The sequence below is a fragment of the Ornithinibacillus scapharcae TW25 genome (assembly GCF_000190475.1).
Classification (GTDB): domain Bacteria; phylum Bacillota; class Bacilli; order Bacillales; family Amphibacillaceae; genus Ornithinibacillus; species Ornithinibacillus scapharcae.
The window spans coordinates 1-12494 of the sequence record NZ_AEWH01000074.1; the positions used below are offsets into that span (position 1 = coordinate 1).

Genomic DNA, 12494 nt, shown 5'->3' on the forward strand with positions numbered 1-12494 from the left:
ATCCACATATATACACCAAGACCCGATCCTAAATTCCAAAGCTTCTCCACAATATCCGTTTCTAATATATGACGTTCCAGAAGTTCCTTTTTCATTGTCCAAACTTCTCCACCGTTACAAGTTACTAGGTAAGATGTTAACCCTAATTCCTCGGCATAGGAATAACAGGTTTGAATTGATCTCCCCGTACTAAGTACAACATGGACACCTTGTTCCAATGCTTTTCGGATTGCTTCTTTTGTGCGATCATCAACAGTATGATTTGAGTTCAATAATGTTCCGTCCATATCTAAGGCAATTAATTTAATAGTAGACATCTATAAACTCCTTTATGCTTGTTTTTCACTATTTAGTTCTTCCTCTATAACTCTATCATAAAATTTCGTGGTTACAAATGGAATGAACAATAATACGATTAATCCGTAGAACAGAGCTTGAATATTAAATAAGTCTACTACTAACCCACCAATAAACGGACCTAGCATTCTACCAGCAGCTGCAACACTATTAACAAACCCTTGATAGAACCCAGCACGACCATTTGGTGCTAGTTGATTCGCTAGTGTAGGTATTGCCGGCCAAATAAGCATCTCTGCTATTGTCAAAATGACCATCGCTGTTGCGAACATCGTAAACTCCTCAGCAATCATAGCAATGATAAACGAAAATAAAAAGATGGTTGCTCCAATATAGATATGTTTTTTCGGAGATGTTACTCGATCGGTAAACAGTTTTAATAAGGGCTGACCTAATACAATTAGAAAGCCATTAATTGCCCATAATGAACTATATTGTTCAAGTGGAACACCGATGTCTTGTGTATAGGAAGCAATAGTAGATTGCCATTGACTATAAGCAAACCACGTAATGAAAAATCCGCCACTTAAAATAATTAATGCAGTAAATGCAGATTTATCCTTAATTTTTCCACTTTGCTCAATAACAGATGTGTGCATATGACGGTTTTTTTCTTCATCCATACCACGAAAGGCGAAGATAACTATAAACAGAAATACGACAAATAGAGATGAATTGGCAATAAATATATAATCAAATGATATACTAGCTACATATCCACCGATCGTTGCCCCTAGTGCTACACCAAAGTTCTGAGCTACATAAATCGCATTAAACGCACGTCTTCCACCTTCTGGCCATACTGATCCCGCCATTGCAAACATAACTGGCCATGTTATCCCTGATCCTAAGCCAATTACTAAAAGACAAATGGAATACGTAACAATATCATGATTTATTGCCAAAGTTACTGAAGCTACAGTCGATAGAATCGTACCCAATAGGATTGTCTTGTACGCGCTAAATTTATCAAACAAAATACCGCCTATTAAGTTACCTACAATATTTGCACCTTGATTAAACATCAAAATAAAGCCAGCAAATGCTAAGCTTTCTCCAAGTTCATTATGCATGTATATCGTATTAAGTGGCCATAAAAAAGAACCACCAGTTACACTAATGGCCGTTGCAATTACTAAGAGCCAAATATATCTAGGCATGATGTCATCATCTCACATTCTAATAATCTCATTAACTAGGTAATTTTAATACATTTAGTTAATGAACGCAATGGAGATATCATCTTATTTTCTATCTTGTTTTATATACTATAAACAAGTTATCGATAACTTAATCGCTTCGATCAAATCACGCTGTGACCAGCTAGGCATATTCTTCTTCACTGCTAAATCATGTGATGCAGGAATATGGATAAACCCAGACGGACGGTCCATAGCATTTTCACTGAAATAGTGTAAACCATGATACATCACATTGTTACAGAGATAAGTGCCTGCTGTATTGGATATCTTAGCAGGAAATCCATTATTCGTAAGTGTTTCGATCATCTCGTAAATTGGTAAGGTTGAAAAATAAGCATCAGGGCCATCCGCAAAAATCCTTTCCCCATTAGGCTTATGTCCTTTATTATCAACTGGACCATCGTTGCAATTGATAGCGATTCTTTCCGGGGTAATACAGTTTCTTCCTCCTGCAAGACCTAGTGAAACAACTGCATCTGGATCATGTTTCTGAATTAGATTGATTAGCTGTTTTCCTGATTGATTAAAATCGACAGAAAGAACTTCCCCGATAATCTGATAATCATCAATCACTTCACCATGTAAGGAAGTTGCGATTTCCGTAGTTGGGTTAATTGGGAATTCTAAGAATGGTTCAAATCCTGTTAATAATAGTTTCTTCATGATTACACCTCATTTTAGTTGTTTTCGAAAATAGGAAAGTTTCTTCAGGATGCTTTCTCTTTTTCGGTAACGCTTCTGAGCCTCTTCTATCGTTATCCAATAAAAACGCAATTTACCTCTTGGAACTAATTGTGCTACGTTTGAAATATCGGTTGTAGCAACAGTTCCAATCCTTGGATAACCACCCGTTGTTTGTCTATCAGCCATTAAAATAATTGGTTGACCATTTGGTAAAATCTGAATTCCACCATGTGGGACAGCATCGGACCATATACTAGTTATCTCTTTTAAGTAGATATCATCAGAGTGTAGCCGATAACCCATCCGATTTGAATTTGGCTCTAATGTAAAAGTCTTTTCAAAAAATGCCTTTCGATAGTTACTAGGAATAACATCGAGGTGTGGACCTTTCACAATAGCAACCTGTATTTCTGTTGGGTATGATGGTATGATGCTCGGGTGAAAAGTTAATCTATCCTTCAACAATTTAGGCTGTCCTTTTATTATATCACCAGTCTCTACTGTTTTCCCAAGACCAATTCTCTCATCAACGGCTTTGCTATGAAAATAGCTAGTAGCTTTCAATCCTCCTGCAACAGCGATATAGGCATAAACTCCTTCTCGCCATTTACCAAAGGATAAAATGTCACCCTTTTTCATGTTCAAGGTAGTCCACATTGGTACAGACTTTCCATTCACTTTTGGATCAAAATCTGCACCAGTAATAGCTAGTGAAATCGGTTCTCTTGCTACTAAAGTAGGGCCAATCAGACAAGCCTCCAAACATGCTTCATTCCGATTATTTCCAACCAGTATATTCGCTAACTGCATCGAATAAGAATCCATTGCTCCTGATACTGGAACACCGAAGCGTTGAAAGCCACCTCGTCCCAAGTCTTGGAAAGTTGTATGTAACCCACCTTTTATTACTTCAAAGATGGTGGTCATCATTCATTCTTCCTCCTTAAGCTCGTCACCTTTATTCCCGCTTGGTGTAATTCCTCTTTCAGGCGCAATACGAATGACAATGCTTTCGAACTATCCCCATGGACACAAATCGTGTCTGCTATCATCGGTATCACCGTACCATCTATCGCTTCTACTTCCTTATTCAAAACAATTTGTTTCACTTGTTCAACAGCTTTATCAGAGTCTATTATCAATGCACGCTCATCATTTCGAGGTGTTAAAGAGCCGTCTGCCTGATAAGTTCTGTCTGCAAAAACCTCCGATGCAATAGCTAGACCCCTTGCTTTTCCTGCTGTCAGTAGTTCACTTCCTGCTAAGCCATATAATATTAACGAAGAATCCAGATCATAGATAGCTTTAGCAATCGCATCCGCAATACTTTTATCCTTTGCTGCTACATTATATAGTGCCCCATGAGGCTTTACATGATGAAGAGATACGTTGTGTACACTACAAAATGCTTGTAAACTACCAATTTGGTAGATCATTAAACGATATATTTCTTCTGGAGATAACCCCATATAACGTCTCCCAAACCCTACAAGATCAGGATAACTAGGATGCGCACCGATTGCTACTCCCTTCTCCTTCGCTAAACGAACCGTATAGTCCATGACTTCAGAATCCCCTGCATGTCCACCACAAGCAATGTTCGCAGAGGTGATAACATCCATTAATTCATCATCGAGTCCAAAGGAATGAACGCCAAATCCTTCTCCCATATCACAATTCAAATCAATGTACATTTCTTCACCCCATTTCATCTATTTGAACTCGAAATTGACCCGAATCTTGTTGTCTACATATCTCGTTATACATTTCTTCGTCAATCTCGTAGAATTTCACATGGTCACCCATCTGAAATAAAAAAGCTTGCTCTTCTAGATTTGGATTAAATATTTGGAGTGGAGTTCTTCCAATTATCTTCCATCCGCCTGGTGATTCAATTGGATAGATTCCTGTTTGCTCATGCGCTATCCCTACTGAACCCGCAGCTACTTTCAAGCGAGGACTTTCTAATCTGGGGGATATAAGCTTTGCATCAAGTCCACCCATATAAGGAAATCCTGGCAAAAAGCCCATCATATAAATAAAATAGGATGGAGTGGTATGAAACTGAATCACTTCATTCGTCGTAAGTCCCGCTTCCCTAGACAACGATATGAGGTCTGGTCCCATCTCTCCCCCATATAAGACTGGAACATGAACGACTCTTCTAGTAATGTGATCAAAATCGACCATATTCCCTTGTAGAATTAGTTGTAATTCCTTACGCATTTCCTCATAAGCAATAATAGTTGGTTCATAGTAAATTGTTATACTATTGAAGGCGGGAACAAGTTCTAGCACACCTGAAATGGATGCATTCTCAATTCTTAAACAAACAGCACGAATCTTTTCGTTTAGTTTTGGCGTAACGTCTTCCCAAAAACGTATTAATAATCCTCTATCTCCATTTGGAAGAATCTCCAAGTGCTCCATCTCCTCAAACATAACGATTTCGTCCTGCTCCCAACCCAAATAAGACAACCAGCACAGAAACAATCATCATGGTTATAATTGGCGCAGTCCAACTAGTAGTTAGATCAAACAAATACCCTATAAATATAGGACCAACTGCCGCTAACAAATAGCCAAGAGCCTGTGCCATACCGGATAAAGAGGCAGCTTGCTTGGCATTTCTTGCGCGCATTCCTAGTAAAGCTAGTGCCAGAGCAAAAGTTCCACTAAGTGCAAGACCTAATAAAATAATACTTAGGATTAATACAAAATAAGATGAGCCTAGTAATAACCCCGCTAATCCCACTAAAGATATTATTCCAATCGTGAGTACAATGGGACGTTGAGATGAAAATTTCCCGGCTATAACTGGGACAATAAAGCTTGCCGGTAAACCAATAAATTGTGTAAATGATAGCATCCAACCCGCCGTTTCCATACTCATTCCATTTGAATGAAGTATTTCCGGTAGCCATGAAATGGTTACATAAAACAAAAAGGACTGTAATCCCATATATGCTGCAATTTGCCAAGCTAACGGGGATTTCCACAGATTGGAGTCTGCTACTTGAACGAAAGGCATGTCTGGGGTGGTTTTCTTTTCCCTTAGAGCGAGATAAAACCACATGATAATTGCTAGTACTACAGGTAATGCCCAGACTAGCAAGGCCATTATCCATCCTAGATTCATCCCACTTGCAATTGGTACACTGACACCTGAAGCTGTTGAAGCAAAGACCCCCATAGCAGTAGAATAGATACTCGTCATTAAACCGACCTTTAGCGGGAATTTATCCTTTACTACTCCTGGTAACAATACATTACAAATAGCAATTCCAACACCGATTAATAAAGTTCCCAAAAATATTAACAACACAGCAGAATTAGAACGTACAGCAACCCCTATTCCTAAAACAATTAGTCCCCACAATATTGCACGCTCATTTGAAAAGCGATTTCCAAGTCTTGCTGCTATGGGTGACATAATAGCAAAAGCGATTAATGGTAAGCTCGTTAGTAAACCAACACTCCAATTCGATAGACCAACATCATCTCTAATTGTACTCATAAGAGGACCAACAGAGGTAATTGCCGGGCGAAGATTAAATGCTACTAGAATTATTCCCGTTATTAGCAGGACTTTAGAGACGGTTAACTTTTATATCTTGTTGTTCAAACTCCAATGCTGTATCTCCTTCCAAATATTATTTTATTTTACTATAGCATATTGATTGTATGTAAGAAAAAGGTCAAAACTTGTATAAGCCACATAATATTTCCTCGGAAATAATGATAACTTGTCGACCAATCATATGATTGGGAAACTATTTTCACATCATGACATGTAAAATCCCGCCATGAGATCATCACAACGGGATTTTAATTAATCACTTATAAAGTAATCCAATTATTCTTAACTGCTAATATAACGGCATTCGTTCTATCTGATACATGTAATTTTTTAATATAGAACTTACATGATTATTAACCGTTCTAGTCGAAATATATAATTCTTTGGCAATACTGCCATTATTTAAACCTCTACCTAATTCTTCTAAGACCTTCCATTCCTGTTCTGTTAAGACACCTTTTGGTCGAACAGGTTGTTTATTGGTTAATCTTACGTAATCACTTAGTAGAACAGTTGATAGTTTTGGATGGATATACTGCTGTTCGTTTAGCATAGACTTTATTGCAAATACTAATTCACTTAATTCCATACCATTATAAAAATAACCATGTAAACCATACCGAAACAGATTACGTAATATAGGCTTCTCTAATTCAGAAGTCCAAATTGCAGTACGTACATTTTTTTTCAAGTAATGTTCAATCGTTTCAAAAATATCGACTTTAATACCTAGATCAATGATGACCAAGTCACAAGTAAGCTCTTGACCACCTTGTAAAAACTCTACAGAATCTATAGCTCTCCAAGAATAATCTGGCATATGTTCTGTAAGTTTTTCTAGAACAATATCACGTACTAAGTCTTTCTCTTTAATAATTATAATCTCACTCATAGGCTCTCCCCCCACCAAATTACATTTTACCCTATTACAATGGTAGAAATTGCCAATTGAAAATATTCCAATAAAAAACTATCCTTTAACATGAAGAATAGCCAATGAAATATTGTGCATACAATCCCTCTTGGCAACCAGGCGATCATAGTTTTTCAACCTTAGACCCTTAGCTTTGCGTCCTACCCTTTCAGATAGTTTGCCTTTATACAAATGGTTTTTTCCACATAGATTATCGTATACCAAATCTTATAAAAATAGCAACAGAAATCTATTGCTTCTTTTAGGAAAAAATAGTGGCCTTGGAGAGAATACTAGAATAACTTCTAAATGATTGTTGAATTTCCCGATTATCAACACGCTCAGACTCAAATAAAAAGTCTACCGAATTCTCGGTAGACTTTGGGATATGGTTATAATTTAAACTTGGTAACTAATGCATTTAGCTCTTCAGCAAGCCTTGCTAATTCTTCAGAGCTTCCTGCAATCTCTTCCATCGAGCCATTCACTTGCTGTGCAGATGCTGATGTTTGTTCTACTCCAGCTGCTGATTCTTCAGAGATAGCTGCGATTTCTTGGATAGATCCATTCATTTCTTCACTACCTGATGCAATAGAGGAAAGGTTTGAAGAAACCGTTGTTATGCTAGATACCATATTCGATAGAGCATCACTGATTCTCGTAAATGTTTTTTCCGTTGATCCAATCTTTTCTGTTCCTACTTGAACTTCCTTGTATCCCTCTTGTAGTGATTCTGTAACGCTTGTAGATTCAGTTTGAATACTCGTTACAATATCCGTAATGTCATTAACAGATAATGAAACTTGTTCTGCTAGTTTTCTTACTTCATCCGCAACCACTGCAAATCCTTTACCATGTTCGCCAGCTCTTGCCGCTTCAATTGCTGCATTTAGAGCGAGTAGATTTGTTTGATTAGCAACATCACTAATCACAGATACTAGGTTCGTAATCTTTTGTGCAGAGGAATCTAATCCTTCTACTTTTCCTACTGCATCTTTTACGATATGATTAATCTTTTCCATTTGTTCACTAGATGATTGCATCAGACTACTACCTTCATCTGTTAAGCGCATAACCTCTTGGGAATTTTTCTCAACTTCTGTACCACTCTCATTAGCACCTTGAATCTGTACTGTAAAGGAGCTCATCATAGAGGATAAATCTCCAGCGCTGTTTGCTTGTGTTTCCGTACCAGAAGCTAATTCTTCCATTGTTGTTGCGATTTGCTCTGTTCCTGTACGTACTTCATTTGCAGACTGACTTAATTCTTCACTTTGACTTGAAACCGTTTCAGATACATAGCTAATTTGGAATAATAAGCCACGAATACTATCACTCATTTCATTGGTTGCAAGTAATAATTGGGCAATTTCATCCCGTTCATCTGTTTTTAACGGCTCTTGACTTAAGTCACCTGCTGCTATTGTTTGTAATCTATCTTTTACGCGCTTGATACGATTAGACATCATGGTAGCAGTAATGATAGCAAAAATAATGGATAACACGATTGCCGCTATTCCAAAGTAGAAACTTGCTGTTACAGTAGATTGGCTATCATTAATAACCTTTTCACCTAATTCTTTAATCATGTCTTCCCGATGCTTAGCAGACGCATTAAAGCCCTCTATTATTTCTAATTCTAGGGGAGCTACCTGATTTGCCATTATGTTCAATGCCTCATCTACATCACCACGATCATATGCAGCATAGACCTCATCAGTCAAAGTACCCCACTGAATCTTTTTCTCAATCAATTTCTTCGTCTCTTCCGAATCACTTAATTCTAATAATCTATTTTCGAGTTCAATGCTCTCATCGATTTGATCTTCAAATAGCTTACGATATTTTGGGTCATCATATAACATATACGCGCGAACTAAACCAGTTCGGTTTAACATATTATTGGCTATTTCTTCATCCACAATAAGCAATTCTAGCTGTTTCTCTATGATTTCCTCTGTATTTCTACTAATGTTATCGATAGATATTACGTTATAGCTGGAATATAGAAACACTGCAAGAATTACGGCCGAAAATGCTACTAATATTTTCGCACGTATTGTTTTAAAATTTAACAGTTTTTTCATCGCTGATTCTCCTCTTAGTTGTATAGAACTATTGAATATGTTCACCTATATCAAAATTTGGTAATATCAGTACTTCTACACGTCTATTCATTGTGCGATTCTCTGCACTTGTATTCGGCACAATTGGCTTGTATTCCCCATAGCCCATCGCACTGAATTTCGTAGGATCTAATTCATTGTTATCTAAGATTAATGTCATAAAGTTAACTGCACGCATAACACTCAGTTCCCAGTTTGACCCAAACTCTGCATTGTTCATAGGTATATCATCGGTATGTCCGCTAATAATGACTTCGTGTGGTGGGTCTGTATATAATAGCTTCGATATTTCACTTGCAATCTCAATACCTGCTTGGTTTACTTCTGCACTTCCAGGATCAAAAGATACATCGTTCTCAATCGTAATCATTAGACCTTGGTCAGATAAATCTGTAGCCAATGCGTCACTTAGATTATTTTTGGAAATATAGTTATCTATTTTTCTTTTAGTTCTTGTAGATTCATATATTCAGTAGCGCCATTATCAGATGTATCTTGTCTTTCTTCTTTTTCTTCTTCTTCTGGTAACTTCGTCTCTGGTGTTGGAATTGGTTGTTCCATTATTCCCTGATCACCATTTCCAAATTCACTTCTGAATACTGCAGCCATTTCTTCAAACTTCTTTGCATCAATTGTACTCATGGAAAATAGTACAATAAACAAAGCAACTAATAGTGTTAATAAATCAGAATAGGGGAGTAGCCATGACTCATCAATATGTTGATCATCATGTTTTTTCTTATTCTTCCTCATTGCTGTTCTTCTCCTGACTTAGTTTTGCTAACTCGCTTGTGGTTAGGTAAGAGCTTAGTTTATCTCTTAGAACTTTTGAAGACTCCCCATTCGTAATTGAAATGATACCTTCAATCATAATCTCTTTAATTTCCACTTCTTTTTTGGACTTTTGTCTAAGCTTATTGGCAAATGGATGCCACATCACGTAACCAGTGAAAATACCAAGTAATGTTGCAATAAAGGCTGCAGCAATCGCATGACCAATTGCATCAATATCACTCATGTCAGCTAGTGCAGCAATCAGACCTACTACCGCACCTAATACCCCAAGTGTAGGAGCGTACGTACCTGCTTGTGTGAAAATAGCTGCTCCTTCTTGATGTCGTTTCTCCATTGCATCAATTTTTTCTAACATAACGTCACGGATGAATTCTGGTGATTGTCCATCAACTGCCAATTGTAATCCCGATGCAAGGAATTGATCATCAATCTCATCAATCTTTGTTTCAAGGGATAAAATTCCTTCTTTACGAGCTGCGTCTGCCATTTCTGTAAATAAATTAATAAGTTCCGGTACACTCTTTTGTTTTTTCTCTGTGAATAAAATCTTGAATAAAGCCGGTATTTTTTTCAATGTACTACCCGGAAAGGCGATCGTTACAGATGCCGCTGTTCCGACAATGATGATTAATATAGCTGCAGGGTTAATTAGATGCTCAGGCCCAACGCCCTTTAAAAACATCCCAACTCCTACTGCGATAATTCCTAGTATAATTCCTATAAGTGATGACTTATCCATGTGTGGTCCTCCATTTATTTGTATAGATTTAATAATAGAAAAAAGCTTCCTTCATTTGAGACAGTCAACTAGACTTTTACCAATCTTAATTGGACGATTAGGTTAACTATTATTCCGAAAATTACCTCAACATTGACTACTTTTTGAAAGGAAGCCTTTTAAAAGGTGTATATGTTTAAGCTATCTTTTGTCCTATGTTTTATATCGTACAGTTTCGAGATAATTGAAGAGGCATTTTAAATTTTATTGTGAAAATTGTGGAACAGAGGGACAGGTCCATTGTCCCAATTTTAAATCTACTTTCTTTCAGGAATATTAAGAACAACAAATTCTTTATTCTATTTACGATAATATGGCTTCAACTATATATTTTTTAATAAATATGACCATTATACTTTAATTTTGCCTATGTAACTTCATCCTATGGGACAAATGAACCTACCCCTTGTCCCGATTTTATGTCTAATTAATAAAGGAAAAAATACCCATTCTATAACTAATTTCCCATAAATTCTATTATTCTCGACAAGTTTTATAGTATAATAGATTCAACTATATCTAATAAGACAAGGAGGTTTAACAAATTGGCTAATAAAAAAATTTATATGTCAGTAGCTGCGACTGCATTTATAGCGTCAGCATTGTTTGGTATAGAAGAGGCAGAAGCTTCGAGTACATATAAAGTCCAAAGTGGTGATTCACTATGGAAAATAGCACAAAAACATAATATAACGATTTCACAATTGAAGTCGTTAAACAATTTAACGACCGAAATTATTTTTCCAAACCAGGTACTAAAGACACAAAAAGACTTACCTAATAACAAAACTAGTAATAAGACTGAATCGACAAAAGAAAAACCAAAACAAACCGCATCACCAAACACAACAAGTAAAATTACATACACAGTAAAATCCGGTGATACGTTAAGTGCTATTGCCTCTAAACATAAGGTTTCTTTAAGTAATCTTATTCAATGGAATAACCTAAATACGACACTCATATATCCAGGAAATGTATTGGTTATCAATAAATCTGTTTATACTGAAAAACAAAACAATACGTTGAAACCAGAGACTGAAAAACCAATAAATACAAATCCGATTAGTACAAAAGGATATACAGTTAAATCAGGAGACACATTATCTAAAATTGCATCACAGTATGGCGTTACGATTGCAGATCTTAAGAAATGGAATAAACTAAACTCCGATATGATTTATATCGGCCAAAAGCTACATATTGGTGATTCAGTTAATGTGGAGACTCCTAACGTTACAACTCCTATTGTCGAAACACCTTCTAGTGATATTTCCTACAACATTAATCAATTGATTAATGTTGCTAAAGACCAATTGGGAATCGGATATGCCTGGGGTGGTTCATCACCTTTGGGATTTGATTGTAGTGGATTCATATACTACGCTTATAAAGAAGCTGGCTTAGATATCAGTCGATATTCTAGTGAAGGTTACCATATGCGTTCCTATTATGTTGATATGCCTAAGGTTGGAGACCTAGTATTTTTTGAAAATACATACCAAGCCGGAATATCTCATGTCGGAATATATCTAGGTAACAACGAATTTATTCATGCTAGTTCTGATGCTGGTGTGATGATCAGTAGCTTAGATCAAGCCTATTGGAAAAAGCACTTTGAAGGATTTAAGAGATTTTATTAAAAGGGACGGTTCTCCTGCTTCAATAATGCAAGAGAACTGTCCTTTTGCATTCCCAATAATAAAAAAAGACTATAGTTAGGAAAAATCCTAACTATAGTCTTTTTAGATGGAGCCTAGCGGGATCGAACCGCTGACCTCCTGCGTGCAAGGCAGGCGCTCTCCCAGCTGAGCTAAGGCCCCCCTATTATATATTAAAGGAAAGTGGTGCCGGCCAGAGGACTTGAACCCCCAACCTACTGATTACAAGTCAGTTGCTCTACCAATTGAGCTAGGCCGGCAAAATAGTAAGAAGACACAAAAAAGTTCACAAGTAAACTCAACTACTAACCGTCGAATCTACGAACATCGACTAATAGTCATTGTTCTACCATTAAGGTACTGTGAAATAATATATTGCCTGGCAACGTCCTACTCTT

General features: G+C 36.8%; 13 protein-coding genes, 2 tRNA genes and 1 riboswitch. Of the genes, 1 reads left to right on the top strand and 14 read right to left on the bottom strand.

What is annotated here, in order from left to right; genetic code table 11:
* The 12 genes from G5W_RS0119900 to motA form a co-directional block, all read right to left on the bottom strand.
* A partial coding sequence (locus G5W_RS0119900) for an HAD family hydrolase (RefSeq protein ID WP_010099531.1) occupies positions 1-317 on the bottom strand: 317 nt, incomplete at its 3' end.
* 12 nt (positions 318-329) lie between these two features.
* Positions 330-1517 (bottom strand): MDR family MFS transporter, encoded by a 1188-nt coding sequence (locus G5W_RS0119905; protein WP_010099533.1) that lies wholly within the window; start codon positions 1515-1517, stop codon positions 330-332.
* Positions 1518-1625: 108 nt separating this feature from the next.
* On the bottom strand, positions 1626-2222 hold the full coding sequence (locus G5W_RS0119910; protein WP_010099535.1) for a pyroglutamyl-peptidase I: 597 nt from the start codon (positions 2220-2222) through the stop codon (positions 1626-1628).
* 9 nt (positions 2223-2231) lie between these two features.
* The gene (locus G5W_RS0119915; protein ID WP_010099536.1) at positions 2232-3173 is read right to left on the bottom strand and encodes a 5-oxoprolinase subunit C family protein; all 942 of its coding nucleotides are present in this window, start codon (positions 3171-3173) and stop codon (positions 2232-2234) included.
* Positions 3170-3937, bottom strand: a complete 768-nt coding sequence (locus G5W_RS0119920; RefSeq protein WP_029191210.1) for a 5-oxoprolinase subunit PxpA — start codon at positions 3935-3937, stop codon at positions 3170-3172. Before G5W_RS0119920 ends, G5W_RS0119915 begins: the two co-directional genes overlap by 4 nt.
* Positions 3938-3941: 4 nt before the next feature.
* On the bottom strand, positions 3942-4685 hold the full coding sequence (gene pxpB / locus G5W_RS0119925) for a 5-oxoprolinase subunit PxpB (RefSeq protein WP_010099538.1): 744 nt from the start codon (positions 4683-4685) through the stop codon (positions 3942-3944).
* The gene (locus tag G5W_RS21785; protein ID WP_420178794.1) at positions 4678-5814 is read right to left on the bottom strand and encodes a CynX/NimT family MFS transporter; all 1137 of its coding nucleotides are present in this window, start codon (positions 5812-5814) and stop codon (positions 4678-4680) included. The genes pxpB and G5W_RS21785 overlap by 8 nt, the downstream gene beginning before the upstream one ends.
* 298 nt (positions 5815-6112) lie before the next feature.
* A complete protein-coding gene (locus tag G5W_RS0119935; protein WP_010099540.1) occupies positions 6113-6715 on the bottom strand; it encodes a response regulator transcription factor in 603 nt (200 codons plus the stop codon).
* A gap of 129 nt (positions 6716-6844) precedes the next feature.
* Positions 6845-6929, bottom strand: a riboswitch (cyclic di-GMP riboswitch).
* A 199-nt stretch (positions 6930-7128) separates the two neighbouring features.
* Positions 7129-8823, bottom strand: a complete 1695-nt coding sequence (locus G5W_RS0119940) for a methyl-accepting chemotaxis protein (RefSeq protein WP_010099541.1) — start codon at positions 8821-8823, stop codon at positions 7129-7131.
* Positions 8824-8851: 28 nt separating this feature from the next.
* Positions 8852-9262, bottom strand: coding sequence for an OmpA family protein (locus G5W_RS24765; protein WP_010099542.1), 411 nt, complete (start codon positions 9260-9262; stop codon positions 8852-8854).
* A gap of 35 nt (positions 9263-9297) precedes the next feature.
* Entirely contained in the window at positions 9298-9615 is a 318-nt protein-coding gene (locus G5W_RS24770) for a flagellar motor protein MotB (RefSeq protein WP_010099544.1), read from the bottom strand.
* Positions 9602-10396: a flagellar motor stator protein MotA gene (motA, locus tag G5W_RS0119950; RefSeq protein ID WP_010099546.1), complete on the bottom strand. Its 795-nt coding sequence runs from the start codon at positions 10394-10396 to the stop codon at positions 9602-9604. Before motA ends, G5W_RS24770 begins: the two co-directional genes overlap by 14 nt.
* Before the next feature lie 584 nt (positions 10397-10980).
* Here motA and G5W_RS0119955 point away from each other — a divergent pair.
* Positions 10981-12078 carry a C40 family peptidase gene (locus tag G5W_RS0119955; protein WP_010099547.1) on the top strand — a complete coding sequence of 366 codons (1098 nt, stop codon included), beginning with the start codon at positions 10981-10983 and terminating at the stop codon, positions 12076-12078.
* 107 nt (positions 12079-12185) lie between these two features.
* Here the strand turns inward: G5W_RS0119955 and G5W_RS0119960 are convergent.
* Together G5W_RS0119960 and G5W_RS0119965 are read right to left on the bottom strand one after the other, a co-directional pair.
* Positions 12186-12258: transfer RNA gene (locus G5W_RS0119960), tRNA-Ala, on the bottom strand.
* Between the two features lie 22 nt (positions 12259-12280).
* Positions 12281-12356 (bottom strand) — tRNA-Thr (locus G5W_RS0119965).
* Positions 12357-12494: the final 138 nt, after the last annotated feature.

Bases quoted from the DNA above. Each gene is read 5' to 3' on its own strand.
- pxpB (WP_010099538.1), bottom strand. From the start codon at position 4,685: ATGTTTGAGGAGATGGAGCACTTGGAGATTCTTCCAAATGGAGATAGA.
- G5W_RS0119940 (WP_010099541.1), bottom strand. From the start codon at position 8,823: ATGAAAAAACTGTTAAATTTTAAAACAATACGTGCGAAAATATTAGTA.
- motA (WP_010099546.1), bottom strand. From the start codon at position 10,396: ATGGATAAGTCATCACTTATAGGAATTATACTAGGAATTATCGCAGTA.
- G5W_RS0119910 (WP_010099535.1), bottom strand. From the start codon at position 2,222: ATGAAGAAACTATTATTAACAGGATTTGAACCATTCTTAGAATTCCCA.
- G5W_RS24770 (WP_010099544.1), bottom strand. From the start codon at position 9,615: ATGAGGAAGAATAAGAAAAAACATGATGATCAACATATTGATGAGTCA.
- G5W_RS0119920 (WP_029191210.1), bottom strand. From the start codon at position 3,937: ATGTACATTGATTTGAATTGTGATATGGGAGAAGGATTTGGCGTTCAT.
- G5W_RS0119915 (WP_010099536.1), bottom strand. From the start codon at position 3,173: ATGATGACCACCATCTTTGAAGTAATAAAAGGTGGGTTACATACAACT.
- G5W_RS0119935 (WP_010099540.1), bottom strand. From the start codon at position 6,715: ATGAGTGAGATTATAATTATTAAAGAGAAAGACTTAGTACGTGATATT.
- G5W_RS0119905 (WP_010099533.1), bottom strand. From the start codon at position 1,517: ATGCCTAGATATATTTGGCTCTTAGTAATTGCAACGGCCATTAGTGTA.